We start from the raw sequence: 26,975 nt of genomic DNA on the forward strand, positions 1-26,975 counted from the left end.
GACCCGCATGACCACCCAGACCACGGACGCGCAGCGCGGCGGGGGACTCCTCGTCGTCGAGAACCTGCAGAAGCACTACGAGCTCGACGGCGCCGAGGTGCCCGTCGTGAAGGGCGTCGACTTCACGATCGAGCCCGGCACCTTCTACTCCCTGCTCGGCCCCTCCGGCTGCGGCAAGACGACCACGCTCCGCTGCGTCGCCGGCCTCGAGACGAGCAACGGGGGCAGCATCCGCCTCGACGGCGACGTGCTGTCGACGGGCGACCGCCACGTGCCGCCGAACAAGCGCGACGTCGGCATGGTCTTCCAGAACTACGCGATCTGGCCGCACATGACCGTGTTCCAGAACGCGGTCTTCCCGCTCCAGGTCTCCGGCGGCCGGCTGCCCAAGGCGCAGGCCAGGAAGCGCGCCATGGAGGCGCTCGAGCTCGTGCAGCTCGACCACCTCGCCGAGCGGCCCGCGACCGCCCTCTCCGGCGGCCAGCAGCAGCGGCTCGCGCTCGCCCGTGCGCTCGCGCACCGCCCACGGCTGCTGCTCCTCGACGAGCCGCTGTCGAATCTCGACGCGAAGCTGCGCGACACCATGCGCACCGAGCTGCGGAGTCTGCAGCGCAGCCTCGGCATCAGCGCCCTCTACGTCACGCACGACCAGTCCGAGGCGCTCTCGATGTCCGACCGCGTCGCCGTCATGAACGGCGGGCGGATCGTGCAGGAGGCCTCGCCGCGCGAGCTCTACGACCGCCCGGCTGACCGCTTCGTGGCGGACTTCGTCGGCCGGGTGAACATGATCCCCGCGGTCGTCCGCGACCGCGACGAGCACGGCGACGCCGTGGTCGAGGCCTTCGGCACGCGGATGGTGACGCCCTGCCCGGGCGGCGTCGTCCGCGGCGAGGAGGTCACGATCACCTTCCGGCCCGAGAGCATCCGCTGGCACGAGACCGCGCCGGCGGACCGGCCGAACGTGCTGCCGGCTCGGGTCGTCCGCGTCGAGTTCCTCGGCGAGATCGTCGAGTACGAGGCCGAGGTCCTGCACGGCGGCACCACGGTCGGCCGGCTCACCGCGCGCGGCGCCCCCATGGCGTCGCCCCGCGAGGGCGCCGAGGTCTTCCTCGAGCTCGCCCCGCACGCCTGCCGCGTGCTTGTCGACGATCCCGTCGGCTGAGCGGCGCGGCATCCGTCCGGCCCCCGGCCCCCAGATCGCACCACCGCACGACCAAGGCACCACCTGCACGACCGCACGACCAGCACCACTGAACCAGAACCCCCGATCCAGGTCAGAGAGGACATGAGGATCATGCGCACACGGATGGGATACGTCGCAGTCGCGGCAGCAGGCATGCTGCTGCTGAGCTCCTGCGCCACCAGCAGCGGCGAGGCCGCGCCGACCGCGGCAGCCGGCGAGGGCGCGGACATCGCGCCCTGCGAGGCCGTCGAGGTCGGCGCGATCACGCGCTGCGAGAACTTCTACGAGGACAACTGGCCCGAGATCGACCGGCAGCTCGACGCGCTCTACGAGCAGGCGAAGGAGACCGACGGCGGCCGCCTCGTCATCTGGGACTGGTACGAGCTCGGCCCCGAGGTCATCGCGGCGTTCAACGAGCGCTTCCCCGACCTCACGATCGAGACCCGCGGCCTCACCTACAACCTGTCGTCCGCGATCATCTCGGCGAAGGCCACCGGCTCGCGGAACACCGACGTCGTCTCGGGCTCGATCACCTCGATGGCCGCGATGTACGACGAGGGCTTCTGGGAGAAGGTCGACTGGTCCTCGTTCGGCGTGCCGAAGGAGTACCTCGAGCTCGGCGCCCCCGAGCTGCTGCCCGACAGCATCAACGGTTCGCTCATGCAGGTGAACACCGACAAGATCGAGGCGCCCGACTCGCTCGACGGTCTCCTCGCCCCGGAGTACACGGGCAAGGTCTCGGTCGCCGCGTACAACGCCGTCGTCTTCGCCGGCTACGGCAAGGCGCTCGGCGAGGACGCGATGGTCGACCTGATCGGCGAGCTGAAGTCGAGCGGCACGCTGTCGCTGCTCGAGGACCAGAACACCCCGCTGTCGAGCGGCGACGTGCCGATCGCGCTCAACCAGACGCTGTTCAACCCGAACCCGAGCCTCGCGGCGCAGCCCTTCGAGCACTCGGGCGTGTGGGCGCAGTTCTCCGGCGTGAACACCGACGCGAAGAACAAGCCCGGCGCCATGCTCTGGGTGCTCTGGAACGCCTACGATCCGGACTGGCTGAAGCTCCGGATGACGGACGAGCGCTTCGCCACCACGCAGGTGCCGTACGCCGGCCTCCCCTCCTCGCTCTTCGACGAGGCCACCGGTCTCATGAAGACGAACGCCGACGCACTGCTCACGGGCCTCGAGTCCGGCGCGGAGACGGAGACGCAGGACACCCGCGATGAGTGGAACGCGCTCATCAACGCCGCCGACGCCGCACTGAACGGCTGATCGATGTCGACGGCAGGACGGGCCCGGCGGCCGGGCGGAGCGAGGCCGGGGCGGCAGCGCCCCACGACCATGACCGCGGCGATGATCGTCGCGGGGGTCGTCATCTTCCTCCTCCTCGCGGTGCCGCTGATCGTTCAGGTGATCACGGCGTTCCGCGGCCCGTTCCTGCCGTTCGGCGTCGCCTCCGCGCAGTGGGGCGTCTCGAACTTCGTCACCCTCTGGGAGCTCCGGGAGGACTTCTGGTCGGTGCTCGGCGCCACGGGCGCCTTCGTCGGCGGCTCGACGCTGCTGTCGCTGCTCATGGCCTTCGGCCTGGCCTGGGTGACGGTGCGCACCGACTTCCCGTTCCGCCGGGTGATCGGCGTGCTCGTGATCGTGCCGTACATCATCCCGCCGATCGTGAAGGCGCAGGCGTACCTGCTCATGGTCTCGCCCGAGACGGGCGTGCTGAACCAGCTGCTGCGGCTCCTGCCGTGGACGGGCGACGTGCCGATCGACCCCTACGCCTTCGGCACCCTCATCCTGATCCAGGCCCTCACGAACGTGACGTTCCCGTACCTGATGATCGTGCCGATCCTCACGAACATGGACGGCTCGCTCGAGGAGTCGGCCCGCGCCTCGGGCGCGAGCTGGGGCGAGACGCTCCGCCGGGTCACCCTGCCGATGCTCTGGCCGGGCCTCCTCGGCGTCGCCGTGCTCACCTTCATCCTCGGCCTCGGCAGCCTCGAGGTGCCGCTGCTGTTCGGCCAGGAGTCCGGCCGCTCGATCTTCGCGCTGAAACTCTGGACGCTGATCAGCTCGAACGCGGGCGAGCTGCCGCAGTACGGGCTCGCGGCGGCCTGGGGCCTCGTCTTCCTCGTCATCACGACGATCGCCTTCGCGGTGTACCTGCGGGCGACGCGGAACGCCGAGCGGCGCGCCTCGGTCTCCGGCAAGGGCTTCCGGCCCACGACGATGAAGCTCGGCGCGTGGCGCATCCCCGTCGCGATCGGCGTCGCGATCTTCATCCTGCTGACCGCGGTGCTGCCGCTCTTCGCCCTGTTCTGGGCGGCGATCACGCCGTACCCGATCGCGTTCAGCTTCACCGCGCTCGTCGAGCAGACCCAGTTCGGCTCCTTCGCCGCGGTGCTCGCCGACGGCGAGTTCTGGGCCTCGCTCGGCCGCACCCTCGTGATCGCGGGCGGCAGCGCCACGATCGCCTGCGTCGCGGCGACCGTGCTCGCCTACGGCATCGCCCGCAGCACCTCGACGTGGTGGACCCGCGCGGTCGACCTCTTCGCCTCCTCCTCGGTGGCGATCCCGGCGACGATCGCGGGCTTCGCGATGTTCCTGCTGTTCATGGTCATCAACCCGGTCATCCCGATCGCGGGCACCGTGCTCGCGCTCGTCATCGCGTACTCGTACCGGGTGTCGATCGCGTACCGGGCCTCGTACAGCGCGACGCTGCAGATCCGCACCGAGCTGGAGGAGGCGGCGCTCACGAGCGGCGCGAGCCGGCTCGCGACGTTCCGCCGGGTGATCGCCCCGCTGCTGCTGCCGACGGTGCTCGCGGTGTGGATCCAGGTGTTCATCCTCGGCACGAACGAGTTCACACTGCCCGCCTTCCTCGCGACGCCCGAGTCGCGACCGCTGTCGATGTACGTCTACGCGATGATCAACCCGCGCTCGGCGCAGCTCTACGCGCCCGACCAGGGCGCGGCGATGGCGCTGGTCTTCACGCTGCTCGTGTTCCTCATCGGCTACGGGCTGCAGTGGGCCGTGTCGCTCCGGGCGATCGGCCGCGCCAAGCGTCGGCCGGGCCTGCCCGGCCTCGGCTCGCGGAGCGGCAAGCCCCCGGTCGCGCCCGCGCCCGACACGATCTCCATCGCCGCGCAGGAGCACCAGGAGCACCGCGCGCGTACGAAGCTCCGCACGCCGGACGCAGCCGGCAGCGAGCGCTCGGTCAGTCGCAGCTGACCGGGCGGCGCCGGGGCGGCGGGCGGTGGGATGCCGGCCGCCCCGGCGCTTGACACCGCGCTGTACACCGCGTCCAGTGCGGTGGCATCCGATGTACATCAGGGCGTCGCGGGACGCGGGGGAGCCGACCTAGCATTGCGGTCATCCTCCCCCGTCGTCACTTGCATCGGAGCAACCAATGACCCTCGTCGACACCCCGGCCACCGCCACCGGAGGCCCCGCGCTCGCACAGGAGCGCCGCCTCGTCACCGCCATCCCCGGCCCCCGCTCGCAGGAGCTGCTGGCCCGCAAGGCGAGCGCCGTCGCCGCGGGCGTCGGCCACACCCTGCCGATCTCGGTCGTCGCTGCCGGCGGCGGCGTCGTCGTCGACGCCGACGGCAACTCGCTCATCGACCTCGGCTCCGGCATCGCGGTCACCGGCGTCGGCAACTCGGCCCCCCGCGTCGTCGAGGCCGTCACGGCCCAGCTGAACGCCTTCACGCACACCTGCTTCACCGTCTCGCCCTACGAGGGCTACGTCGCCGTCGCCGAGAAGCTCAACGAGCTCACCCCCGGCGACCACGTCAAGCGCACCGCCCTGTTCAACTCGGGCGCCGAGGCCGTCGAGAACGCCGTGAAGATCGCGCGTCACTACACGAAGAAGCAGGCCGTCGTCGCCTTCGACCACGCCTACCACGGCCGCACCAACCTCACCATGGGCCTCACGGCGAAGAACCAGCCGTACAAGAACGGCTTCGGCCCCTTCGCCCCCGAGATCTACCGCGCCCCGCTCAGCTACCCCTTCCGCGACGGCGGCCTCGACGGCCGCGAGGCGGCGGCCCGCGCCATCCTCGGCATCGAGAAGCAGATCGGCGCCGAGAACCTCGCCGCGATCATCATCGAGCCCATCCAGGGCGAGGGCGGCTTCATCGTCCCGGCCCCGGGCTTCCTCGCCGCGCTCGTCGAGTGGGCGACGGCGAACGACGTCGTCTTCATCGCCGACGAGGTGCAGACCGGCTTCGCCCGCACCGGCGCCTGGTTCGCGAGCGAGCACGAGGGCATCGTGCCCGACCTCATCGTCACCGCGAAGGGCATCGCCGGCGGCCTCCCGCTCTCGGCCGTCACCGGCCGCGCCGAGATCATGGACGCCGCCCAGGTCGGCGGCCTCGGCGGCACCTACACCGGCAGCCCGCTCGCCTGCGCCGCGGCGCTCGCGACGATCGAGACCTACGCCGAGGACGGCCTCGTCGAGCGCGCCAAGGAGATCGGCTCGGTGCTCATCGGCCGCCTGAACGCCCTGCGCACCGCCGACGCCCGCATCGGCGACGTCCGCGGCCGCGGCGCCATGGTCGCGATCGAGCTCGTCGACCCCGAGACCGGGGCCCCCGACGCCGCCCTCACCGGCAAGGTCGCGAAGTACGCCCACGAGCAGGGCGTCATCCTGCTCACCTGCGGCACCTACGGCAACGTGATCCGCTTCCTCCCGCCGCTCACGATCTCCGACGAGCTCCTCATCGAGGGCCTCGGCGTCGTGGCCGAGGGGCTCAAGCAGGCATGAGCACCGTGATCGACGGGGCGGCGACCCTCGCCGCCCCCGTCGCGACGCCCCTCGAGGACGCCCGAGCCCAGCTCGCCGAGGCCATCGCGCTGCTCGGCTACAGCGACGGCACCCGGCAGATGCTCGCGACCCCGCGCCGCGAGCTCACCGTCGCCGTGCCGCTGCGCACCGACGCCGGCGAGACCCGCCTGTTCACCGGCTACCGGGTGCAGCACAACTTCAGCCGCGGCCCCGCCAAGGGCGGCCTCCGCTACGCGCCGAACGTGAACCTCGACGAGGTCCGCGCGCTCGCGATGTGGATGACCTGGAAGTGCGCGCTGCTCGACGTGCCGTACGGCGGCGCGAAGGGCGGCATCGCGATCGACCCGCGCGAGCACTCGCAGGCGGAGCTCGAGCGCGTGACCCGCCGCTACACGAGCGAGATCCTGCCGATCATCGGGCCGGAGCGCGACATCCCCGCGCCCGACATCGGCACCGACGAGCGCACGATGGCGTGGATCATGGACACCTACTCGGTGAACTCCGGGTACACCGTGCCCGGCATCGTGACCGGCAAGCCGATCGCGCTCGGCGGCTCGCAGGGGCGCGCGAGCGCCACCTCGCGCGGCGTCACCCACATCGCGCTCGCCGCGCTCCGCCACGCCGGCATCACCCAGAGGCAGGCCACCGCGGCGGTGCAGGGCTTCGGCAAGGTCGGCGCCGACGCGGCCCGCTTCCTCGCCGAGGCCGGCGTCACCGTGCAGGCCGTCAGCGACCAGTACGGCGCCGTGTTCAACGCCGCGGGCCTCGACATCGAGGCGCTCGGCGACCACGTGCAGCGCACCGGCGCGGTCGTCGGCTTCGCCGGCGGCGAGGCGCTCGACGGCGCCGCCCTGCTCGAGCTCGAGGTCGACCTGCTCGTGCCGGCCGCCGTCGAGGGCGTGCTGCACGAGGGCAACGCCGGCCGGGTCGGCGCGAAGGTCATCGTCGAGGGCGCGAACGGCCCGACGACGCCCGACGCCGACCGGATCCTGCGCGAGCGGGGCATCCTCGTCGTCCCGGACATCCTCGCGAACGCCGGCGGCGTGATCGTCTCCTACTTCGAGTGGGTGCAGGCGAACCAGGCTTACTGGTGGCGCGCCGACGAGGTGGAGTCCAGACTGGAGGAGCGGATGCTGAGCGCCTGGGAGCACGTGCTGGGCTATGCCCGGTCGCGCGACCTCTCGCTCCGCACCGCCGCCACGGCGCTCGCGGTCGAACGCGTCGCCGAGGCGCACAAGCTGCGCGGCCTGTACCCCTGATCAGGCCCGCTCCCTCCCGACTCGCCCGACGTCGATCGACGTCGGGCACGTCGGGGGTGCACCGCACGAACATCCATCGAAACGGAAGTCACACATGACGAACGCAACGCTTGAATCCTCGGTGCTCGACAAGGTCGAGGGCCGGCTGTTCATCGGGGGAGCCTGGGTCGACGCCGAGGGCGGCAAGACCCTCGAGGTCGCCGACCCCTCGACGGGCGACACCATCAAGGTCATCGCCGACGCCTCCCCGGCCGACGGCATCAAGGCGCTCGACGCGGCCGTCGCCGCGCAGGACGAGTGGGCCAAGGTCGCCCCGCGCCAGCGCGGCGAGCTGCTGCGCCGCGCCTTCGACCTGCTCACCGAGCGCAAGGAGGAGTTCGCGCTCCTCATGACCCTCGAGATGGGCAAGCCGATCGCCGAGGCCCGCGGCGAGGTCGTCTACGGCGGCGAGTTCCTCCGCTGGTTCAGCGAGGAGGCCGTGCGCATCTCCGGCCGCTACGGCCTGAACCCCGAGGGCACCGGCCACATGGTCGTCTCGCAGCGCCCCGTCGGCCCCTCGTTCTTCATCACCCCGTGGAACTTCCCGCTCGCGATGGCGACCCGCAAGATCGCCCCCGCGCTCGCGGCCGGCTGCACCGTCGTCATCAAGCCCCCGGCCCTCACGCCGCTCACGACGATCGCGTTCGTGCAGCTGCTCGAGGAGGTCGGCCTGCCCAAGGGCGTCGTGAACGTCATCCCGACCTCGACCTCGTCGAAGGTCTCCGGCCCGATCATCGAGGACCCGCGCCTGCGCAAGCTCAGCTTCACGGGCTCGACCGAGGTCGGCCGCGCCCTCATGAAGCAGGCCGCCACCGGCATCCTGCGCACCTCGATGGAGCTCGGCGGCAACGCCCCCTTCGTCGTGTTCGAGGACGCCGACCTCGACAAGGCGGTCGACGGCGCGATGCTCGCGAAGTTCCGCAACATCGGCCAGGCCTGCACGGCGGCGAACCGCTTCATCGTGCACGAGAAGGTCGCCGCCGAGTTCTCGAAGCGCGTCGCCGAGCGCGTCGCCTCGTTCAAGGTCGGCCGCGGCACCGCGGACGACGTGAACATCGGGCCGCTCATCGACGACAAGGCCGTGGCCTCGACCGACGAGCTCGTGCAGGACGCCGTGTCCAAGGGCGCCAAGGTGCTCACCGGCGGCACCGTCATCGACGGCGCCGGCTCGTTCTACGCGCCGACCGTGCTCGGCGACGTGTCGGCCGACGCGCGCCTGCTCCGCGAGGAGATCTTCGGGCCGGTGCTCGGCATCACCACCTTCGCCGACGAGGACGAGGCCGTGCGCCTCGCCAACGACACCGAGTACGGGCTCGTCTCGTACGTCTTCACCGAGGACCTGGCGCGCGGCCACCGCATGATCGAGCGCCTCGCCACGGGCATGATGGGCCTGAACACCGGCCTCGTCTCGAACGCGGCGGCGCCCTTCGGCGGCATCAAGCAGTCCGGCATCGGCCGCGAGGGCGGCGCAGAGGGCATCCACGAGTACCTCGACACCAAGTACACGCTCATCCCGGTGAGCTGAGCGCGCGGGCGGATGCCGCGGGCGCACGCCTGCGGCATCCGCCTTCGTGTTTCTCCGAACGAACAGAAGCAGGAACCAGGAACCATGGAACGCATCGAAACCGACGTCGTCGTGATCGGAGCCGGCGCCGCCGGCCTCACCGCCGCGACCGAGCTGAAGGCCGCGGGCAAGCGCGTCGTCGTGCTCGAGGCGCGTGACCGCGTCGGCGGCCGCCTCTGGAACGGCGACTTCGACGGGCACCTGCTCGAGATCGGCGGCCAGTGGGTCTCGCCCGACCAGGACGCCCTGATCGAGACCCTCGCCGAGCTCGGCCTCGAGACCTACTCGCGCTACCGCGAGGGCGAGAACGTCTACATCGCGGAGGACGGCGAGCGCCGCCTCTTCGAGGGCGAGATCTTCCCGGTCCCCGCCAAGACGGAGGGCGAGATCCTCGGCCTCATCGAGAAGCTCGACGCGCTCGTCGCCGAGATCGACCCCGAGGCCCCCTGGGCGCACCCGCGCGCCAAGGAGCTCGACGAGATCTCCTTCGCCGAGTGGCTCGGCACCCAGACCGACGACGAGGAGGCGAAGCTCAACATCGGCATGTTCATCGCCGGCGCGATGCTGACGAAGCCGACGCACGCCTTCTCGGCCCTGCAGGCGCTGCTGATGGCCGCCTCGGCCGGCTCGTTCTCGCACCTCGTCGACGCGGACTTCATCCTCGACCAGCGCGTCGTCGGCGGCCTGCAGCAGGTGCCGCTCCGCCTCGCCGAGCGTCTCGGCGACGACGTCGTCAAGCTCGAGCAGCCCGTGCGCACCATCCGCTGGTCGCCGGAGGACCCGGCCGCGGGCGTCACCGTCGTGACCGACTCGCTCGAGGTCGCCGCCGAGCGCGTCATCCTCGCGCTCGCGCCGATCCTGTACTCGCGGATCAGCTACGACCCGCCGCTGCCGCGCCGCCAGCACCAGCTGCACCAGCACCTCTCGATGGGCTTCGTGATCAAGGTGCACGCCGTCTACGAGACGCCGTTCTGGCGCGAGCAGGGCCTCTCGGGCACCGCGTTCAGCCCGTACGAGCTCTGCCACGAGGCGTACGACAACACGAACCACGGCGACACCCGCGGCACGCTCGTCGGCTTCGTCTCCGACGAGGAGGCCGACGGCGTCTTCTCGCTCTCCGCCGAGGAGCGCCAGGCGAAGATCCTCGAATCGCTCTCGCACTACTACGGCGAGCAGGCGAAGAACCCGGTGCTCTACTACGAGAGCGACTGGGGCAGCGAGGAGTGGACCCGCGGCGCCTACGCCGCGAGCTTCGACATGGGCGGCCTCGCCCGCTACGGCGCCGACCTGCGCGAGCCGGTGGGCCCGATCTCCTTCGCCTGCTCCGACATGGCGGGCAAGGGCTATCAGCACGTCGACGGCGCGATCCGCATGGGCCGCCTCGCCGCCGCCAACATCCTCCAGGGCTGAGCGCCGCCGATGACTGCGAACACCGAGCCGGGCTACCGGATCGTCGTCGGCTACACCGCGGATGACTCGGGGGCCGACGCGCTCGCGCTGGGCGCCCGGATCGCCGGCGCCACGGAGGCCTCGCTCGAGGTCGTCATGGTGCTGCCGATCGAGGCGCGCGGCGGCGTCGTGCCCCGCGACCCGGGGCACGAGCGCCGGGTCAAGGAGCAGGCGCAGGCGTGGCTCGCCGAGGCCTCCGCCGGCCTCGGCGGCGCCGTCGACCAGGCGCTGCACATCCGCTACGCCGACTCCTTCGCCGGGGGCCTCGTGGCCGCGGCGCACGAGTTCGGCGCGCGCCTCGTCGTCGTCGGGCCCGCCCGCGGCGGGCTGTTCGGCCGCACCCGCATCGGCTCGGTGGCGTCCGAACTGCTGCACTCGGCCGACGTGCCCGTCGCGCTCGCGCCCGTCGGCGCCCGCAAGCTGCCGGTCGCGGCGGGGCTCACCCGGGTCACCGCCGCCGTCGGCGGCACGCCCGGCGTCGTGCTCGAGGCATCCGTCGCGCTCGCCCGCCGGGCGCACGCGCCGCTGCGGCTGCTCTCCCTCGTGCCCATCGACCTGCCCGCGGGCGTCGACACCGGGCTCGTGAACCTCACGAGCACGGTCGCCGCCGAGCAGGCGCTCGAGGGCGCTCGCCGCGAGCTGCCCGCCGGCGTCGAGGCGAGCGCCGTCGTCGCCACCGGCCAGACGATCGAGGAGTCCGTCGGCGCGCTCGACTGGGAGCCGGGCGAGCTCGTGCTCGTCGGCTCGAGCCGGCTCGCGGCGCCGTCGCGCCTCTTCCTCGGCGGCACCGCGACCAAGATGCTCCGCGAGCTGCCGGTGCCCCTGATCGTGGTGCCCCGCGCCGCCCAGACCTCCTGACCCCACCCGAAAGACCTTCTGCAATGACGCACGACCCCGCGAACCAGCACCCGGCCCACGAGGCCCACACCCTGCCGCACGCCCCGCTCACCACCGCGAGCGCGACGGTCGACGGCGGCGACCCCGGCCTCTCGAAGAAGGGCCTCTCGGCCGGATCGGTCGGGCTCATCGGCGCGATCGTCATCGGCATCTCCTGCATCGCCCCGGCGTACACGCTCACGGGCGCGCTCGGCCCGACCGTCGCGGAGGTCGGCACGCAGCTGCCGGCGATCTTCCTGCTCGGCTTCATCCCCATGCTGCTCGTCGCCTTCGGCTACCGCGAGCTGAACAGCGCGATGCCGGACTCGGGCACCTCCTTCACCTGGGCGACGCGGGCCTTCGGCCCGTGGGTCGGCTGGATGGCCGGCTGGGGGCTCATCGCCGCGACCGTCGTGGTGCTGTCGAATCTCGCGGGCATCGCGGTGGAGTTCTTCTACCTCGCGCTCGCGCAGGCCTTCAACAACCCCGACATCGCGAACCTCGTCGGCAACCCCTTCGTGAACGTCGCGACGTGCCTGGTGTTCATCCTCGGGGCGACGTTCATCTCGTACCGCGACATGCAGACGACGCAGAAGCTGCAGTACTGGCTCGTCGGCTTCCAGCTGCTCGTGATGATCGGCTTCGGCGTCGCCGCGTTCTGGCACGTGGCGAACGGCACCGCCTTCGACCCGACGCAGATCGAGCTGAGCTGGTTCAACCCGCTCGAGGTCGGCTCGTTCTCGGCGATCGTCGCCGGGCTCTCGGTGTCGCTCTTCGTGTTCTGGGGCTGGGATGTGACCCTCACCATGAACGAGGAGACGAAGGGCTCGAACTCGACGCCGGGCCGGGCGGCGACGCTCACCGTCACGATCGTCGTCGCGATCTACCTCTTCGTCGCGATGGGCGCGCTCGCCTTCGCGGGCACGGGCGAGGCGGGCGTCGGCCTCGGCAACCCGGCGATCCAGGAGAACGCGTTCTTCTACCTCGCCGGTCCGATCCTCGGGCCGCTCGCGATCCTCATGTCGATCGCGGTGCTGTCGAGCTCGGCGGCCTCGCTGCAGTCGACCTTCGTCTCACCCGCGCGCACCCTGCTCGCGATGGGCCACTACGGCGCGCTGCCGAAGCAGTTCTCGAAGGTGAGCCCGCGCTTCTTCACGCCCGGCTACGCCACCGTCGTCTCGGCGATCGTCGCGGCGGTGTTCTACACCGTGATGCGCTTCGTCAGCGAGGACGTGCTCTGGGACACGATCACGACGCTCGGCATGATGATCTGCTTCTACTACGGGCTGACCGCGTTCGCGTGCGTCTGGTACTTCCGCAAGACGTGGTTCCGCAGCGGCCGCAACGTGTTCTTCCGGCTCGTCGCGCCGCTCGTCGGTGGTCTCATCCTCGCGGTGCTGTTCTTCACCACGCTCATCGACAGCATGGACCCGGCGTACGGCTCGGGCTCGAACATCGGCGGCGTGGGCCTCGTGTTCATCCTCGGGGTGGTCATCCTGCTCGCGGGCGTCGTCGTGATGATCTGGCAGCGCGTCAAGCGGCCGGAGTTCTTCCGCAGCGAGCACCTCGCCCGCGGCGTCGCCGACCGCGACAGCTAGGCCGCACAGACTGGAGCCGCCCCGCCGACGACACTCGGCGGGGCGGCTCCGTTCGTGCCGGCTCGGGAACGCCGGCGCTCAGGCCTCGAACTCGGTGCGGCCGGCGACGACCGTGCGCACGACGCGCGCCTCGAGCAGCGACTCCTCGCCGAGGGCGAAGGGATCGCGGTCGACGACGGCGAAGTCGGCGGCGAGGCCGGCGGCCAGACTGCCCCGGCGGTGCTCCTCGAGGCAGGAGGCCGCGGCGTCGCGGGTGGCGTGCACGATCGCCTCGTCGAGGGGGACCGCGAACTCCGGATGGTTCGGCGGGAACGAGTCGTCGAGGGCCGAGCGACGGGTCGCCGCGATGAACATGTTCGGCAGCGCCTCGTACGGCGCGGTCGGCGCGTCGGTCGAGAACGCCAGGCGCACGCCGGCCTCGGTGTACTCGGGCCAGGCGCAGCCGCGGTCGGCGCGCTCGTCGCCGAGCATCGCCGCCCAGTTGTCCCAGATCGCCGGGTCGGTGTGCACGGGCTGCATCGAGGCGGTCACGCCGAGGCGGGCCATCCGCGCCGGGGTCTCGGGCGCGGCGTACTCCAGGTGCTCGATGCGGTGCCGACGGGGGCGCTCGCCGTTCACGGCGACGGCGTGCTCGATCGCGTCGAGGGCGAGGTCGCTCGCGGCATCCCCGATCGCGTGCAGCGCGATCTGCAGGCCGGCCGCGTCCGCGGCGGCGACGACCGGCTTCGCCCGCTCGAGCGGCCAGATCGGCTCGGCGTTGGAGCCGTCGGCGTAGGGCAGGCGCAGCGCCGCCGTGCACGCGTCGATGACGCCGTCGAGCACGAGCTTGATGCCGCCGACCCGCAGCGTCGGGTTCCCGGCCCGCGCGGCGAGTTCGGCGGCGCGCGCCACCTGGGCGAGGTTCTGCTCGTCGTCGCCGGTGTTCTCGATGAACCAGTGCCCGATGACCGTGAGCGGGAGCGTGCCGCCGCGTCGGGCGGCGGCGCGCTCGAACGCGGCGAGGCCGAGCTCGTCGAAGGCCATGTCGACGACGGCGGTGACGCCGGCGGCGAGGTAGGCGGCGATCGTGCGCTCGACGGCGGCGTCGCGGTCGGCGTCCGTCGTGGCCGCGGCGAGGAAGGACCAGACGTGCTGCTGCGCGGCCGTCTCGTAGAGCATGCCGTTGGGTTCGCCGTCGGCGTCGCGGCCGATGCGCCCGCCGATCGGGTCGGGGGTGTCGCGGGTGATGCCGAGCTCGGCGAGCGCGGCGCTGTTCACCCAGCAGGAGTGGTAGTCGTTCGCGTCGAGGTAGACGGGCACCTCGGCGACGGCGGCGTCGATCATCGCGGCGGTCGGCTTGCCGTCGGGCACGGAGTCGAAGAGCCAGCCGCGGCCGAGCAGCCGCGGCGCGTCGGGGGCCGCGGCGCGGGCGGCGCGCAGCCGCTCCTGGATGCTCGCGACGCTCCGGGCGTCGGTGAGGCCGACCCGGCCGAGCGCGTCGCCCATCATGACGAGGTGGGTGTGCGCGTCGACGAAGCCGGGGACGACGAGGCCGCCGCCGAGGTCGATGCGTGTCGCGGCATCACCGGCCGCTTCGTGCGCCGTCTCGGCGTCGCCGACGTAGGCGAGGGTGTCGCCGTCGACGACGATGGCCTCGGCCCAGGCCGGACCGCCCTCCGCAGCGGTGAAGATGCGGCCGTTGGTGTAGAGCGTGCGGGTCACGCGGGGACCTCCTCGGTGGTGGTGGACGTGGCGGCGCGCTCCTCGCGCTGCAGCCGGGTGGACAGGCGGGCGACGGCGACGGTCGGCACGGCGAGCACGAAGCTCGCGACGCCGAGCGCGATCGCGAAGCCCTGGAAGCCGAGCACCTCGACGAGCGCGGCGCCGATCACGGGCGTGAGGCTCGAGCCGACGAGGTAGACGGCCAGCAGCGGGCCCGACCAGCGGCCGTCGGCGTCGAGCGCGGCGGAGGTCGAGACGAAGTACATGAAGGCGAGCGCGTAGATCGTGTTCCAGGCGACGAAGATCACGATGAAGGTCGTCGGGTCCGCGGCGAAGCCCTCGACGATCTTCAGCGCGCCGCCGGCGACGAGCAGGATGCCGAGGGGAGCCGCGCGGCCGAGGCGGTCGCCGACGATCGTGAGCACGAGCGAGCCGAGCAGGCCGCCGGCGGTCGCGCCGCTCAGGGCGATGCCGAGGCCCTCGGGCGTGAGCCCGGCCTGCTCGGTGCCCATGACGCCGGCCATCGCCCAGAGCGAGTCCTCGCTCGCCGCCCAGAGTGCGAAGGTGACGAGCAGGGTGAAGCCCGCGATGGTGACCGCGCGGGTGGTCGCGGCGCTGCGCACCGGGATCTGACGGATGTGCCCGGTCGGCGGGATCTCCACGGGCACGGCCTCGGCGACGGCGGCCCCGGCCTGGGGCCCGTGCACCGGCGCGGCGGGCAGCCAGGCGCTGAGCAGGAGGCCGATGAGCGAGAACAGGGCGAGCGCGCCGAACACCTCGAGCGGGGCGAGTCCGATCACCGGCAGCACGGCCAGCACGACGGTGATGATGCCGCGGTTCGCGAGGCCGTTGAAGCCGGCGACCCGGTCTGGGTTGCGGAAGGCGGCGAGGGCCGCGCCGGCCGCGGCGACCGCCCCGCCGGCGCCGGCTCCGCCGAGCAGGAGCCCGCCGACGACGACGCCCGGGAGGGGGAGCAGTGCGGCGGCGCCGAATCCGACGACCCCGAGCGCGAGTCCGGCCCGGGCGACGAGCCGCCGCCGCGGTCCCGCGCAGAGCGGGGCGATGGCGAGGCCGACGATGGCGGTGGCGAGGAGGGCGCCCGTGACGATCCAGCTCGCGGTGAGCACGTCGGCGCCGAGCGCGGATTGCAGCGCGCCGATCATGTACGGCGAGAGGTTCACGCCGAGGTACCCGGCGATGGCGATGGCGAAGGTCGCGCTGGCGCTGGGCAGGCGGAGCGGGACTCGCGAGGCGAGATCGGAGTTCGACATTGGGTCTCCGGGGGAGTCTGGCACGGCGGCGTGCAGGGCGGGGGAGCGGCTCGGCCGCGACCATAAATGAATGGCGTTCGTTTATTATGCAGACGGATGCCCTGGATGGGAAGAGGGAGCCGTCGATCCGAGCGTGTAGCCTCGTTCGGATCGCCCGCGACGCCGAGAGGAGGGGCGGATGCCGCGCCCCAGAGTGCCGCTGCTGTCCGAGGACCGCATCGCCGACGCCGCGATCGAGCTCATCGACTCGGGCGACGGCTTCGGGGTGAACGCGCTCGCCCGCCGGCTCGGGGTGACGCCGTCGTCGCTCTACAACCACGTCGACGGCAAGGACGCGATCGTCGAGCTCGTCCGGGACCGGCTCACCGTGCGCTACCTCGCCGAACCGCCGGAGGGCGGCTGGGAGGACGTCGTCGTCTCGGTCATGCGCGCCCAGCGCCGCATGTACGCGGCGCACCCCCTCATCGTGCCGTTGCTCGTCGGCAAGACGATCACCTCCGACCGGGTGATCGCCTCCTACGACCGGGTGGCGACGGCGCTGCTCGAGGCGGGCTTCCCCGAGGACGAGGTGCTCACGATCGTCGCCGTGCTCGACGGCTTCGCGCTCGGCTTCGGCCTCGACCTCGCCGGGCCGGACGTCGTCTGGCTGCCGCAGCAGCCCACGCGCACCCTCGGCCGGCTGGTGGAGAGCGGGCCGACCGGCGCCGCGCGCAGCGACCGCGTCTTCGAGGTCGGGCTCGAGCTCCTGATGGATTCGCTGCACGTCCGGCTCGCCCGCATCGCCGGCCGCTGACCGGGCGCGTCGCCGCGCTTTGGCCCCTTCCGTCGGCGGCATCCGTCCAGCTAGCGTGAACGCGGGACGCCCCGGACGCGGGCGCCAGAAGGAGACGCACCAATGGCAGCACTCGACGAGCTCATGAGCAGCCTTCCCATCGGCGACATCGCGAAGAAGCTCGGCGTCGACGAGGCGACCGCGAGCCAGGCGGTCGAGCAGGCGCTCCCCGCCCTCCTCGCCGGCATGGGCGCCAACGCCCAGGACGAGGCGGGCGCCGCCTCGCTGCAGAAGGCCGTCTCGAAGCACGACCCCTCGCTCGTCGAGGGCGGCGTGAACCTCGCCGACGTCGACGAGGAGGACGGCAAGAAGATCGTGAAGAACGTCTTCGGCCAGAACACCGACCAGGTCGTGCAGGCCCTCGACCAGAAGCAGGGCGGCGGCGCCGGCGACCTCATCGGCAAGCTGCTGCCGATCCTCGCCCCGATCGTGCTGAGCTTCCTCGCACAGCAGTTCACCAAGAAGTCCGCGGGCGGCGAGGCGCAGGGCGGCGGCATCGGCGATCTGCTCGGCGGCCTCCTCGGCGGCGGCGGATCCGGCTCCGGCGGTTCGGCCGGCGGCGTCGACCTCGGTGGCCTCCTCGGGGGCCTGTTCGGCGGCGGATCCGGCGGCGGCTCGCAGGCGCAGGGCGGCGGGCTCGGTGATCTGCTCGGCGGCCTCGGCGGCCTCCTCGGCGGCGGCAAGCGCTGATCCTGCGGACACCCCGCCCGTCTAGACTGGCGGGGTGTCCGTGAATCCCGAACTCGTCGGCCGGGAGTTCCCGCCGACCGCGCCGTACCTCGTCGGCCGCGAGAAGGTGCGCGAGTTCGCCCGCGCCGTGCTCGCCTCCACGCCGATCTCGCTCGACCCCGAGGCCGCTCGGGCGGCCGGGTACGCCGACGTCGTCGCTCCGCCGACCTTCGCCGTCGTCATCCAGGAGCAGACGCTCGCGCAGCTGCTCGCCGAGCCCGACGCGGGCATCGACTTCTCGCGCGTCGTGCACGGCAGCCAGCAGTTCGTGCAGAGCCGGCCGATCGTCGCCGGCGACCTGCTCACCGCGGCGCTCGCCGTCACGAGCGTGAAGTCGCTCGGTGCGCACGCCATGGTGACCGCCGAGTCCACGATCACCGACGCCGACGGTGCGCACGTCGTCACCGCGATCTCGACGCTCGTCGTGCGAGGGGAGGACTGATGGCCGCGCCGCAGACCCCGGAGTTCGCCTCGCTCGCGGTGGGCGACGTCGTCGCCGAGCAGAGCTTCGCGCTCACCCGCGACACGCTCGTCCGCTACGCGGGCGCCTCGGGCGACTTCAACCCGATCCACTACCGCGACGACGTCGCCAAGGCGGTCGGCCTGCCGGGCGTGCTCGCCCACGGCATGCTCACGATGGGCTTCGCCGTGCAGCCGGTCGTCGACTGGGCGGTCGACCCCGGCCGCGTCGTCGACTACCAGGTGCGCTTCACCCGGCCCGTGGTCGTCGACCCCGAGCTGGGCGCCGTCGTGCAGGTCGTCGCGAAGGTCGGTCAGCTGGATGCCGAGGCCGCCGTCGCCCGCATCGATCTCACCGTGAAGGTGGGCGACGAGACCGTGCTCGGCAAGGCGCAGGTGCGCGTCGAGCTCGGCGACCGCGGCGGACGATGACGGGCGCGAGCTTCGCCGAGCTCACGACGCTCCGCCTCGGCGGGCCGATCGCCCGGCTCGTGACGGCGACCACGCAGCGCGACCTCGTCGACCTGCTGCACGGCGTCTGGGGATCGGGCGAGCCCTGGCTCGTGCTCGGCGGCGGCTCGAACCTCGTCGCGGGCGACGAGGGCTTCGACGGCACGGTCGTGCGCATCGCGACGAACGGCATCGAGGTGCTGCCCGACGCCCCCGAGGGCTCGGTGCGGCTGCGCGTGCAGGCGGGCGAGAACTGGGACGGCTTCATCGCCTGGACCGTCGCGCACGGCTACTCGGGGCTCGAGGCGCTCTCGGGCATCCCCGGCTCCGTCGGCGCCGCCCCGGTGCAGAACATCGGCGCCTACGGACAGGAGCTGTCGGAGGCGCTGCTCGGGGTCTGGCTCCTCGACGAGGGCGCGGACGCCCCGCGCTGGATGCCGGCCGACGAGCTCGAGCTCGGCTACCGCACCTCGGTGCTGAAGCAGGGGCTCGCCGGCGTCGTCGTCGCCGTCGAGGTGCAGCTGCACGACACGGCCGCCGAGCGCGCCGTGCTCGGCGAGGCGATCGGCCGGCCCATCGCCTACGCCCAGCTCGCCGCCGCACTCGGCGTGCAGCCGGGCGACCGCGCGCCGGTCGCGAAGGTGCGCGAGACCGTGCTGGCCCTGCGCGGCTCGAAGGGCATGGTGCTCGATCCCGACGACCCCGACTCGGTGAGCGCCGGCTCCTTCTTCACGAACCCGATCGTCACCGAGCGGGTGGCGCGCACGCTGCCCGCCGACGCCCCGCGCTGGTACCTCGAGCCCGAGCAGCCCGACGAGGTGGTGCCGCTCTCGCGGCTCGCCTCGCACTCGCCGCTCGACGCCTTCCTCGAGCTGCAGGCCGAGCTCGCCGCCGCCGACGAGGAGCCGGCCGCCGACGCCGCGCCGGCCGAGCCGCTCGTGAAGCTCTCGGCCGCGTGGCTCATCGAGCAGTCCGGCATCCGCCGCGGCTTCGCACTGCCCGGCTCGCGCGCCGCGGTCTCCTCGAAGCACACCCTCGCACTCACGAACCGGGGCGGGGCCACGGCCGCCGAGCTCGCCGAGCTCGCGCGCTACGTGCGCCACCGCGTGCAGGCCGAGTTCGGCATCGTGCTGCACCCGGAGCCCGTGCTCGTCGGCGTCGAGATCTAGCCGTCTCGATCGCGGCGCTCGACGACGGCTCGCGACTCAGCCGGTCTCGCCGCCGAAGGCGCGGCGGGTGAGCGCCTGCACGTCGCGGTCGATCGTCGCGAGCTCCGTGCGGAGTTCGGCGGTGGCCCGCCCGATCTCGGCGCGGAACAGCGAACTCAGGTGCACGGTCTGCCAGCTCGTCATGCCGATGACGACGCTCGCGAACACCCCGATGAGCACCCAGCTCTGCACCTCGGTCATCGCACCCTCCTCCTGTCTCGGCCCCCGGTGTTTCGACCCTATGCGATCCGTCGGGCGCCGTCGGGTTCGGGCCTGAAGCTGTGGAGCGTTCCGTCACAGGCGGCAGTGGGGAGGAGCAGGCGGGCTAGGCTCGGCGGGTGGACCGCAGCGACTTCATCGAACACCGCCGCCCGGACGGCGAGCTCGTCGGCTGGCTGCGCCCCGAGGGCGAGGGCTTCGTGCCCGTCGACCTGCTCGGGCGCGAGCACGGCGGCGCCGTCGACTGGCTCGACGGCGAGACGCTGCTCGAGGATCTCGGCATCCGCTACCTCGCCGACCCCTACGTGCTGCGCCTCGAGAACGGCACCGAGCTGCGCGTGCGGATCACCGAGGTGAGCACCCGCGGCATCGTCGTGAAGAAGGACGACTTCGGGGCGATCGACGCGCCGCTCGTGCGCTACGAGCTCGCCTGGCCGATGCCGCCGGAGCTGACGCCGCTCGGAGACCGGGAGCTGCCCGCCGCCTGGTGACCGCGCCGGGCGCGTTCGCCGCGGCGGATGAGCCCGACGATGCCGAAGAGGGCGATCACGACGCCGACGGCGATCACGCCGGAGAGCACGAGCACGAGCGGATGCACCGAGCCGAGCCAGTCGCCCACGGCGTCGCGCCGCTCCGGCGAGACGAGCAGCCACATCGTCGTGCCGGCGATCGCCAGGAAGAGCAGCGCCCAGACGAGCGCGCCCCAGCGGATCGTCGGACCCTCGACGGGCGCGGGCGCGGGCGCGGGGGCGGGCAGGGGAGCGGTCGCGGACACGGGCATGGCCTCCGCCTCGACGACCGGTTCGGGAGCGGGCGCGAGCACCTCGGTCACGGCGGTCTCCTCGGGCTCGGCGTTCGTCTCGGCCTCGCGGTCCGGGGTGGGCTTCGTCATCCCTGCATCTCCGATCGGATCTCGACGTACACGGACCCCGTCCACTGCCGCAGCACGAGGCGGGCGTCCACCGGGCCCTCGTCGCTCGCGAGGCCGTCCGGGCCGCCGACGACGAAGGGTCGCCGGGTGTCGGGCCCGATGGCCGACATCCCGCCGTTCTCGTCGGTGACCCAGATCGTGACGCCGCCGGCGTCCGAGGCGTCCAGCTGCAGCCGGTCGCCGTCGTCGATCGTGATCCAGGCCTGCCCGATGCCCTGCGAGAGCTCGACCGTCGCCGGCCCCTCCGCCGCCGAGCCGGGCGTCGTGTACAGGCTCAGGTAGGCGTCGCCGAGCGGCTGCACGAGGCGCTGCGGCGTCGAGAGCGAGATCGAGGCGTTCGGCCCGATCAGCCGGCCCTCGGGCAGCACCGCCGCGATCGCGGTCGCCGCGAGCATCACGAGGGTCGTGGCCGAGGCGAAGAAGGCGAGCCAGCCGCTGCGGCGCCGGCGCAGCGCGGCGATCACCATCGCCACGGCGAATACGCAGACGGCGGTCGCGAGCGCGAGCGGGACGGCGAAGCCGTCGGTGCTCGCGCTCGACATCGCGGCGATGGCGGCGACCGCGCCGCCGACGATCGCGAGGCCGAGCGCGGTGAACACGAACGCGGCGCTCGCCCGAGGACGGCTCGCCCGGCGGGCGGCGCGGGCGGCGTCGGCCCGCGCCATGAGCTCGCGGGCCTGCGCGCGGTTCTCCTCGGCCGCGGCGGCGCGGGCGCGGCGGTCGGCCTCGGCCTGACCGGCGCGCCACTCGGCGTGCTCGGCGCGCCACGCATCGTGGCTCTGGCGCCAGGCGCCGAGCTCTTCGCCCGAGGCGTCCGGGCCCGGCTCGAGCGGCGGCGGGGGCGGCGGGGCGGGCGCGGGCGGCGCCTCCCCGGCGAAGGCAGCGGTGGTCGCGGTGGTCGCGGCGGATGCCTCGGGGGCGCCGGATGCCTCGGGCGCAGTCGCGGACCCGGACCCCGCCCCGGTCTCGGCGGGAGCCGACTGCGGGGCGGCCTGCGCCGGGGCCGGCCGGGCCGAGGCATCCACGCCGCCGGTGGCGCTCGCGCGCCGGACGAGCCACACCACGAGCGCGGCGAGGCCGCCGAGCAGCAGCAGCACCCAGAACAGTCGCAGCGGCACCGAGAGATCGAAGCCGAACAGCGGGTCGGGCAGCGTCGGCAGATCGGGCCACCAGCGCCAGCCGAGCCAGCCGCCCTGCACGAGCGGGATGATCCCGACGACCGTCAGCACGGCGATGCCGGCGAGGGCCGGGTCGACGACCCCGCGGAAGAGCTGCTCGAGGTGGATGCGCCCCTCGAGGTCGGGCAGCAGCAGCCAGGCGGCCGCGTAGATCAGCAGGAACGGCGCACCGAGCACGGCCAGCACCACGACGATGCCGCGCACGAGGATCGGGTCGAGGCCGATCCGCGCGGCCACGCCGGCGCAGACGCCGCCGATCCAGCCCTCGCGGCGCGGCACCCCGGCCCGGCGCAGATCGGCGAAGAAGCCGCTGCCCGGGCCGCCGTTCGGAGCCGAACCGCCCGCTCCGCCACCGGTGCCCCGGCCGTCGGTCGTGCGTTCCCCCTGCTCGTCCCGCGGCGCCTCGGCGTCGTGGGGAGCGGTGCGATTCGTCTCCATGCCTCGATGCTGGCGCACCCGGGCTCCCGCCCGCGATGGGGTGAACCCCTGATTCGACCCTGAACGAGGCCCGGGGGCGGTCGGGGCGACGGCCCGGTCTGCTTGGATGGCAGGCATGAGCACCGCCCCCGCGACGGGCGACGACCGCGTCGTGCCCCGCCTCGCCCGCCCGCGCGACTGCGTGGCGACGGGCGTCGCCGCAGGCCTCGCCGAGCACCTCGGCTGGCCCGTCGCGCTCGTGCGGCTCGGCTTCGCGCTGACGAGCCTCGTCGGTGGGGCGGGCCTGCTGCTCTACCTCTGGCTCTGGGCGCTCACGCCCTGGCAGCCGGGCGAGCAGGCGCCGAAGCGTCGCGCCCCCGTCGCCTGGATCCTCCTCGCGGCCGCCGCCGTGCCGCTCGGCCTCGCCGCGGTCTCGGGCGGACCGCCCACGGGCGGGCCCGCCTGGTTCTGGCCGGCGCTCGCGGGCGTCGGGCTCATCGTGGCGGCGTCCGCCTGGGCGGGCTTCCTCGACCGGCCCGACGCCGACCGCGGCCCGCGGCACGAGTTCGCCGTGCGGATCGTCGCGACGGTCGTCCTCGCCCTCGTCGCCGTCGTGATCGTGTTCGGACCGGCCGCGAGCGAGGCGCCGCGGCCCGCCTTCGCGGTCGCCCTCGCCGCGGTGGCCGGCATCGCCCTCGTCTACGCCCCGACCCTCGTGACCCGGTTCCGGGAGCTGAGCGAGGAGCGCACCCGCCGCATCCGCGAGGAGCAGCGCAGCGAGATCGCGGCGCACCTGCATGACTCCGTGCTGCAGACGCTCGCCCTCATCCAGAACCGGGCCGGCGCGACGAGCGAGGTCGCCCGCATCGCCAGGGCGCAGGAGCGGGAGCTGCGCGAATGGCTCTTCGCCGGCGACGCCGTGCCCGACCGCGACCTCGGCGCCGAGCTGCGCGAGGTCGCCGCCGTGCTCGAGATCGAGTACCCGGTGAGCGTCGACGTGGTCGTCGTCGGCGAGCAGCGCGAACGCGCCTCCGGCGAGCTCGCCGCCGCGAGCCGGGAGGCGATGCTGAACGCCGCGCGGCACGCGGGCGGAGAGGTCTCCGTCTACGTGGAGGGCCGCCCGGACGCCGTCGAGGTCTTCGTCCGCGACCGCGGCGAGGGCTTCTCGCTCGAGGACGTGCCCGCCGACCGGCTCGGCGTGCGGCAGTCGATCGTCGGCCGGATGCGCCGCGCGGGCGGCGAGGCCGAGGTCGGCCCCGGGGTCGGCGGCGTCGGCACCCAGGTGCGGCTGCGGATGCCGGCGGCGGCGCCGGGCGAAGGGGGAACGCGTGGCTGAGGCATCCGTCCGGGTCGTCGTCGTCGACGACCACTCGATCTTCCGCTCCGGGCTGAAGGCCGACCTCGACGCCTCGATCGACGTCGTCGGCGAGGCGCACGACGTCGAGTCGGCGCTCGCCGTCGTCGTCGAGACCGCGCCCGACGTCGTGCTGCTCGACGTGCACCTGCCCGGGCTCGCGGTGCCCGCCGGCAGCACCGGCGGCGCCGAGGTGATCCGGCGGGCGGCGCCCGAGCTGCCCGCGACGCGCTTCCTCGCGCTCAGCGTCTCGGACAAGGCGGAGGACGTCGTCGGCGTCATCCGCGCCGGCGCCCGCGGCTACATCACGAAGGGCTCCTCCGGCGGCGAGGTGAGCCGGGCGGTGCACGCCGTGGCCACCGGCGACGCGGTCTTCTCGCCGAAGCTCGCGGGCTTCGTGCTCGACGCCTTCGGTGCGGCGGTCGGCGAGACGGCGGTCGCGGGCGACGAGCTCGACCGGCTCTCGGCGCGCGAGCAGGAGGTGATGCGGCTGATCGCCCGCGGCTACGCGTACAAGGAGGTCGCGGCCGAGCTCTTCATCTCGGTGAAGACGGTGGAGACGCACGTCTCGGCGGTGCTCCGGAAGCTCCAGCTCTCCAGCCGCCACGAGCTCACCGCCTGGGCGACCGCGCGCCGCCTGCTCTGACCAGCCCCCACCCCGACTTGCCCGACTTTCATGAAAGTCGGGCAACTCGGGATCACGGCCGCGGGTCGCGGAATGTGACGTGACGAAATGTGACCGTCACGCGAATCCGGGTACGGTCGCAGGGTGACCAGCTCCGCCTTCCCATCAGAGCCCGCCGCAGCCCACCACGACCCCAGCGCCCGTGGGGCCGTCAGCGACCGCATCGACCACGAGCTCCGCGCCGAGGTGCGCCTGCTCGGCAGCCTCCTCGGCACCGTGCTCGCCGAGGCCGGCGGCCCCGCCCTCCTCGACGACGTCGAACGCCTCCGCGCGCTCACGATCGCCGCGTACGAGGGCGAAGGCGCCTCCCTCGAGGACGCCGAGGCCCTCGTGGCCGCCTTCACGCCCGCCCGCGCCGAGGAGGTGGCGCGCGCGTTCACGGTGTACTTCCACCTCGCGAACCTCGCCGAGGAGCACCACCGCGTGCGCGTGCTCCGAGCCCGCGACGGCGCCGACCGCGACGCCCCGGCCGAGTCGCTCGGCGCGGCCTACGACCACCTCGTCGCCGAGATCGGCGAGGATGCCGCGGCCGAGCGTCTGCGCCGGCTGCGCTTCCACCCCGTGCTCACGGCCCACCCTACCGAGGCCCGGCGCCGCGCCGTCGCCTCCGCGATCCGCCGCGTCGGCGAGCTGCTCGCCGAGCGCGAGGAGCTGCTCCGGCTCGCCCCGGCCGCCGACCCCGCCGAGCTCGACCGCCGCCTCGCCGAGCAGATCGACGTGCTCTGGCGCACCTCGCCGATCCGCACCACCCGGCCCACCCCGCTCGACGAGGTGCGCAGTGCGATGAACGTCTTCGACCAGACGCTCTTCGAGGTCGTGCCGCGGGTGTACCGCCAGCTCGACGACCGCCTGCAGGGCCGCGAGGCCGGGCTCGCCCCCGCCGTCGCGCCCGCCTTCGTGCGCCTCGGCAGCTGGATCGCGGGCGACCGCGACGGCAATCCCTTCGTCACCGCCGAGACGACGGCCGCCGCCGCCGGGATCGCCGCCGAGCACGTGCTGCTCGGGCTCGAGCGCGCCGCCACCCGCGTGGGCCGCAGCCTCACCCTCGCCGAGGACGGCACGCCCGCTTCGCCCGAGGTGCGGGAGCTCTGGGCCGCCCAGCAGCGGCTCGCCCCCGAGGTGACCGCCGGCATCGGCACGCGCGCGCCCGACGAGCCGCACCGCCGGGTGCTGCTCGTCATCGCCGCCCGGCTCCGCGCCACCCGCGAGGGCGACGCGACGCTCGCTTACGCCTCGCCCGAGGAGCTGCTCGCCGAGCTCCGCCTCGTGCAGGCCTCGCTCGCCGCGGCCGGCGCCCACCGCAGCGCGAACGGCGAGCTGCAGGGGCTCGTCTGGCAGGTGGAGACCTTCGGCTTCCACCTCGCCGAGCTCGAGGTGCGCCAGCACTCCGAGGTGCACCGGCGCGTGCTCGCCGAGCTCGCCGAGGCCGAGCCCGGGGCCGAGCGCAGCGAGCTCGCCGCCGAGGTGCTCGCCGTGTTCCGCACGATCGCCGAGCTGCAGCGACGCGGCGGGCTGCGCGCCGCCCGCCGCTACATCGTCTCCTTCACGCAGAGCGCCGACGACCTCGCGAACGTCTTCCGGCTCGCCGAGGCCGCGCTCGGCGACGAGGCCCCCGTGCTCGATGTCATCCCGCTGTTCGAGACCTTCGCCGACCTCGAGGCGTCCACCGACATCCTCGACGGCATGCTGCAGCTGCCCGAGGTGCAGCGCCGCCTCGCCGAGACGGGCCGGGCGGTCGAGGTCATGCTCGGCTACTCCGACTCCTCGAAGGACGTCGGCCCGGTCGCCGCGACGCTCGCCCTCGACGCCGCGCAGGCGCGCATCGCCGCCTGGGCGGAGCGCAACGACATCGAGCTCACTCTCTTCCACGGCCGCGGCGGCGCCCTCGGCCGCGGCGGCGGGCGCACGAACGAGGCCGTGCTCGCGCAGCCGCCGGGCTCGGTCGACGGCCGCTTCAAGGTCACCGAGCAGGGCGAGGTGATCTTCGCCCGCTACGGCGACCCCGACATCGCCGCCCGCCACCTCGAACAGATGGCCGCGGCCACGCTGCTCGCCGGCAGCCCCGAGAACGAGCAGCGCAACCGCGAGGCCGCCGCCCGCTTCGCCGGGCTCGCGGCGCGGCTCGACGAGGCCTCCCGCGCCCGCTTCTTCGCGCTCGTGAAGGCGGAGGGCTTCGCGCCCTGGTTCGCCAGGGTCACGCCGATGGAGGAGGTCGGGCTGCTCGCCCTCGGCTCCCGGCCCGCGCGGCGCGGGCTCTCGGTGTCCTCGCTCGAGGACCTGCGGGCCATCCCGTGGGTGTTCGCCTGGACACAGGCGCGGATCAACCTCACCGGCTGGTTCGGGCTCGGCACCGCGCTCGCCGCGGTCGGCGAGGAGGAGCTGCTGCGCCGGGCGTACCGGGAGTGGCCGCTGTTCGCCTCGATGATCGACAACGTCGAGATGTCGCTCGCGAAGGCCGACGACCGGCTCGCCGAGCGCTACCTCGCCCTCGGCGATCGGGACGAGCTCGCCGCCCTCGTGCTCGACGAGCTCGCCCTCACCCGCGAGTGGGTGCTGCGGGCGAGCGGGCACGACGAGCTGCTGGCCGAGCAGCCGGTGCTGCAGCGCGCGGTGCGGCTGCGGAGCCCCTACGTGGACGCGCTGTCGCTGCTGCAGCTGCGGGCGCTCCGTGCGGTCCGCGAGGAGCAGAGCGCCGGCGCGACGCCCGACGAGCACGAGCTGCGGCTGCTGCTGCTCGCCGTGAACGGGATCGCCGCCGGCCTGCAGAACACGGGCTGAGCCGGCGCCACC

At 73.4% G+C, this 26,975-nt stretch carries 23 protein-coding genes; 18 read left to right on the forward strand and 5 right to left on the reverse strand.

Features of this window, described 5'->3' with window-relative positions:
- Window positions 1–7 precede the first annotated feature (7 nt).
- The 9 genes from IEY71_RS12215 to IEY71_RS12255 all read left to right on the forward strand — a co-directional run bounded on the left by IEY71_RS12215 (window position 8) and on the right by IEY71_RS12255 (window position 12,751).
- Complete coding sequence (locus IEY71_RS12215; protein WP_189085596.1) at window positions 8–1,162, forward strand: ABC transporter ATP-binding protein; 1,155 nt, start codon at window positions 8–10, stop codon at window positions 1,160–1,162.
- 144 nt (window positions 1,163–1,306) lie between these two features.
- Window positions 1,307–2,452 carry an ABC transporter substrate-binding protein gene (locus tag IEY71_RS12220; RefSeq protein WP_189085597.1) on the forward strand — a complete coding sequence of 382 codons (1,146 nt, stop codon included), beginning with the start codon at window positions 1,307–1,309 and terminating at the stop codon, window positions 2,450–2,452.
- Window positions 2,453–2,521: 69 nt separating this feature from the next.
- On the forward strand, window positions 2,522–4,408 hold the full coding sequence (locus IEY71_RS12225) for an ABC transporter permease (RefSeq protein WP_189085598.1): 1,887 nt from the start codon (window positions 2,522–2,524) through the stop codon (window positions 4,406–4,408).
- Window positions 4,409–4,586: 178 nt separating this feature from the next.
- Window positions 4,587–5,945 carry a 4-aminobutyrate--2-oxoglutarate transaminase gene (gabT, locus tag IEY71_RS12230; protein WP_189085599.1) on the forward strand — a complete coding sequence of 453 codons (1,359 nt, stop codon included), beginning with the start codon at window positions 4,587–4,589 and terminating at the stop codon, window positions 5,943–5,945.
- Window positions 5,942–7,225 (forward strand): Glu/Leu/Phe/Val family dehydrogenase, encoded by a 1,284-nt coding sequence (locus IEY71_RS12235; protein ID WP_189085600.1) that lies wholly within the window; start codon window positions 5,942–5,944, stop codon window positions 7,223–7,225. The genes gabT and IEY71_RS12235 overlap by 4 nt, the downstream gene beginning before the upstream one ends.
- Window positions 7,226–7,319: 94 nt before the next feature.
- Window positions 7,320–8,789 carry an NAD-dependent succinate-semialdehyde dehydrogenase gene (locus IEY71_RS12240; protein WP_189085601.1) on the forward strand — a complete coding sequence of 490 codons (1,470 nt, stop codon included), beginning with the start codon at window positions 7,320–7,322 and terminating at the stop codon, window positions 8,787–8,789.
- A gap of 84 nt (window positions 8,790–8,873) precedes the next feature.
- Window positions 8,874–10,238, forward strand: coding sequence for a flavin monoamine oxidase family protein (locus tag IEY71_RS12245; RefSeq protein ID WP_189085602.1), 1,365 nt, complete (start codon window positions 8,874–8,876; stop codon window positions 10,236–10,238).
- 9 nt (window positions 10,239–10,247) lie between these two features.
- Entirely contained in the window at window positions 10,248–11,135 is an 888-nt protein-coding gene (locus tag IEY71_RS12250; protein WP_189085603.1) for a universal stress protein, read from the forward strand.
- 23 nt (window positions 11,136–11,158) lie between these two features.
- The gene (locus tag IEY71_RS12255; RefSeq protein ID WP_189085604.1) at window positions 11,159–12,751 is read left to right on the forward strand and encodes an APC family permease; all 1,593 of its coding nucleotides are present in this window, start codon (window positions 11,159–11,161) and stop codon (window positions 12,749–12,751) included.
- Between the two features lie 78 nt (window positions 12,752–12,829).
- Here IEY71_RS12255 and IEY71_RS12260 read toward each other — a convergent pair whose 3' ends face one another.
- Window positions 12,830–14,452, reverse strand: a complete 1,623-nt coding sequence (locus IEY71_RS12260) for an amidohydrolase (protein ID WP_189085605.1) — start codon at window positions 14,450–14,452, stop codon at window positions 12,830–12,832.
- Window positions 14,449–15,723 carry an MFS transporter gene (locus IEY71_RS12265; protein WP_189085606.1) on the reverse strand — a complete coding sequence of 425 codons (1,275 nt, stop codon included), beginning with the start codon at window positions 15,721–15,723 and terminating at the stop codon, window positions 14,449–14,451. The genes IEY71_RS12260 and IEY71_RS12265 overlap by 4 nt, the downstream gene beginning before the upstream one ends.
- A 178-nt stretch (window positions 15,724–15,901) precedes the next feature.
- Here IEY71_RS12265 and IEY71_RS12270 point away from each other — a divergent pair, with 178 nt between their 5' ends.
- From IEY71_RS12270 to IEY71_RS12290, 5 genes are all read left to right on the forward strand, one after another.
- Window positions 15,902–16,516 carry a TetR/AcrR family transcriptional regulator gene (locus tag IEY71_RS12270; RefSeq protein WP_189085607.1) on the forward strand — a complete coding sequence of 205 codons (615 nt, stop codon included), beginning with the start codon at window positions 15,902–15,904 and terminating at the stop codon, window positions 16,514–16,516.
- Between the two features lie 102 nt (window positions 16,517–16,618).
- Window positions 16,619–17,245: a DUF937 domain-containing protein gene (locus IEY71_RS12275; RefSeq protein WP_189085608.1), complete on the forward strand. Its 627-nt coding sequence runs from the start codon at window positions 16,619–16,621 to the stop codon at window positions 17,243–17,245.
- 34 nt (window positions 17,246–17,279) lie between these two features.
- Window positions 17,280–17,726 (forward strand): FAS1-like dehydratase domain-containing protein, encoded by a 447-nt coding sequence (locus tag IEY71_RS12280; RefSeq protein WP_189085609.1) that lies wholly within the window; start codon window positions 17,280–17,282, stop codon window positions 17,724–17,726.
- Window positions 17,726–18,175 (forward strand): MaoC family dehydratase, encoded by a 450-nt coding sequence (locus tag IEY71_RS12285; protein WP_189085610.1) that lies wholly within the window; start codon window positions 17,726–17,728, stop codon window positions 18,173–18,175. Before IEY71_RS12280 ends, IEY71_RS12285 begins: the two co-directional genes overlap by 1 nt.
- Window positions 18,172–19,362: a UDP-N-acetylmuramate dehydrogenase gene (locus IEY71_RS12290; protein WP_189085611.1), complete on the forward strand. Its 1,191-nt coding sequence runs from the start codon at window positions 18,172–18,174 to the stop codon at window positions 19,360–19,362. The genes IEY71_RS12285 and IEY71_RS12290 overlap by 4 nt, the downstream gene beginning before the upstream one ends.
- A gap of 36 nt (window positions 19,363–19,398) precedes the next feature.
- Here the strand turns inward: IEY71_RS12290 and IEY71_RS12295 are convergent, their stop codons facing one another.
- Window positions 19,399–19,602 carry a hypothetical protein gene (locus tag IEY71_RS12295; protein ID WP_189085612.1) on the reverse strand — a complete coding sequence of 68 codons (204 nt, stop codon included), beginning with the start codon at window positions 19,600–19,602 and terminating at the stop codon, window positions 19,399–19,401.
- Window positions 19,603–19,739: 137 nt separating this feature from the next.
- On the opposite strand from IEY71_RS12295, the gene IEY71_RS12300 reads away from it, so the two are divergent.
- Entirely contained in the window at window positions 19,740–20,111 is a 372-nt protein-coding gene (locus IEY71_RS12300) for a hypothetical protein (RefSeq protein ID WP_189085613.1), read from the forward strand.
- On the opposite strand, the gene IEY71_RS12305 is transcribed toward IEY71_RS12300, so the two are convergent.
- Together IEY71_RS12305 and IEY71_RS12310 are read right to left on the reverse strand one after the other, a co-directional pair.
- Window positions 20,039–20,512, reverse strand: coding sequence for a tetraspanin family protein (locus IEY71_RS12305; protein WP_189085614.1), 474 nt, complete (start codon window positions 20,510–20,512; stop codon window positions 20,039–20,041). The two genes, IEY71_RS12300 and IEY71_RS12305, sit on opposite strands and share 73 nt — an antisense overlap.
- On the reverse strand, window positions 20,509–22,167 hold the full coding sequence (locus IEY71_RS12310) for a PspC domain-containing protein (protein ID WP_189085615.1): 1,659 nt from the start codon (window positions 22,165–22,167) through the stop codon (window positions 20,509–20,511). Before IEY71_RS12310 ends, IEY71_RS12305 begins: the two co-directional genes overlap by 4 nt.
- 115 nt (window positions 22,168–22,282) lie before the next feature.
- Between IEY71_RS12310 and IEY71_RS12315 the strand changes: the two genes are divergently transcribed.
- From IEY71_RS12315 to IEY71_RS12325, 3 genes are all read left to right on the forward strand, one after another.
- Window positions 22,283–23,482, forward strand: coding sequence for an ATP-binding protein (locus IEY71_RS12315; RefSeq protein WP_229781719.1), 1,200 nt, complete (start codon window positions 22,283–22,285; stop codon window positions 23,480–23,482).
- A complete protein-coding gene (locus tag IEY71_RS12320) occupies window positions 23,475–24,146 on the forward strand; it encodes a LuxR C-terminal-related transcriptional regulator (RefSeq protein WP_189085617.1) in 672 nt (223 codons plus the stop codon). The genes IEY71_RS12315 and IEY71_RS12320 overlap by 8 nt, the downstream gene beginning before the upstream one ends.
- 123 nt (window positions 24,147–24,269) lie before the next feature.
- The gene (locus IEY71_RS12325) at window positions 24,270–26,963 is read left to right on the forward strand and encodes a phosphoenolpyruvate carboxylase (RefSeq protein WP_189085618.1); all 2,694 of its coding nucleotides are present in this window, start codon (window positions 24,270–24,272) and stop codon (window positions 26,961–26,963) included.
- Window positions 26,964–26,975: the final 12 nt, after the last annotated feature.

Source organism: Agromyces mediolanus, assembly GCF_014648575.1.
GTDB lineage: Bacteria > Actinomycetota > Actinomycetes > Actinomycetales > Microbacteriaceae > Agromyces > Agromyces mediolanus.

Coding starts and splice junctions, on each gene's coding strand:
- IEY71_RS12215 (WP_189085596.1), top strand. CDS start 8: ATGACCACCCAGACCACGGACGCGCAGCGCGGCGGGGGACTCCTCGTC.
- IEY71_RS12245 (WP_189085602.1), top strand. CDS start 8,874: ATGGAACGCATCGAAACCGACGTCGTCGTGATCGGAGCCGGCGCCGCC.
- IEY71_RS12305 (WP_189085614.1), bottom strand. CDS start 20,512: ATGACGAAGCCCACCCCGGACCGCGAGGCCGAGACGAACGCCGAGCCC.
- IEY71_RS12235 (WP_189085600.1), top strand. CDS start 5,942: ATGAGCACCGTGATCGACGGGGCGGCGACCCTCGCCGCCCCCGTCGCG.
- IEY71_RS12240 (WP_189085601.1), top strand. CDS start 7,320: ATGACGAACGCAACGCTTGAATCCTCGGTGCTCGACAAGGTCGAGGGC.
- IEY71_RS12310 (WP_189085615.1), bottom strand. CDS start 22,167: ATGGAGACGAATCGCACCGCTCCCCACGACGCCGAGGCGCCGCGGGAC.
- IEY71_RS12265 (WP_189085606.1), bottom strand. CDS start 15,723: ATGTCGAACTCCGATCTCGCCTCGCGAGTCCCGCTCCGCCTGCCCAGC.
- IEY71_RS12220 (WP_189085597.1), top strand. CDS start 1,307: ATGGGATACGTCGCAGTCGCGGCAGCAGGCATGCTGCTGCTGAGCTCC.
- IEY71_RS12255 (WP_189085604.1), top strand. CDS start 11,159: ATGACGCACGACCCCGCGAACCAGCACCCGGCCCACGAGGCCCACACC.
- IEY71_RS12225 (WP_189085598.1), top strand. CDS start 2,522: ATGACCGCGGCGATGATCGTCGCGGGGGTCGTCATCTTCCTCCTCCTC.
- IEY71_RS12285 (WP_189085610.1), top strand. CDS start 17,726: ATGGCCGCGCCGCAGACCCCGGAGTTCGCCTCGCTCGCGGTGGGCGAC.
- IEY71_RS12275 (WP_189085608.1), top strand. CDS start 16,619: ATGGCAGCACTCGACGAGCTCATGAGCAGCCTTCCCATCGGCGACATC.
- gabT (WP_189085599.1), top strand. CDS start 4,587: ATGACCCTCGTCGACACCCCGGCCACCGCCACCGGAGGCCCCGCGCTC.
- IEY71_RS12295 (WP_189085612.1), bottom strand. CDS start 19,602: ATGACCGAGGTGCAGAGCTGGGTGCTCATCGGGGTGTTCGCGAGCGTC.
- IEY71_RS12270 (WP_189085607.1), top strand. CDS start 15,902: ATGCCGCGCCCCAGAGTGCCGCTGCTGTCCGAGGACCGCATCGCCGAC.
- IEY71_RS12290 (WP_189085611.1), top strand. CDS start 18,172: ATGACGGGCGCGAGCTTCGCCGAGCTCACGACGCTCCGCCTCGGCGGG.
- IEY71_RS12315 (WP_229781719.1), top strand. CDS start 22,283: ATGAGCACCGCCCCCGCGACGGGCGACGACCGCGTCGTGCCCCGCCTC.
- IEY71_RS12250 (WP_189085603.1), top strand. CDS start 10,248: ATGACTGCGAACACCGAGCCGGGCTACCGGATCGTCGTCGGCTACACC.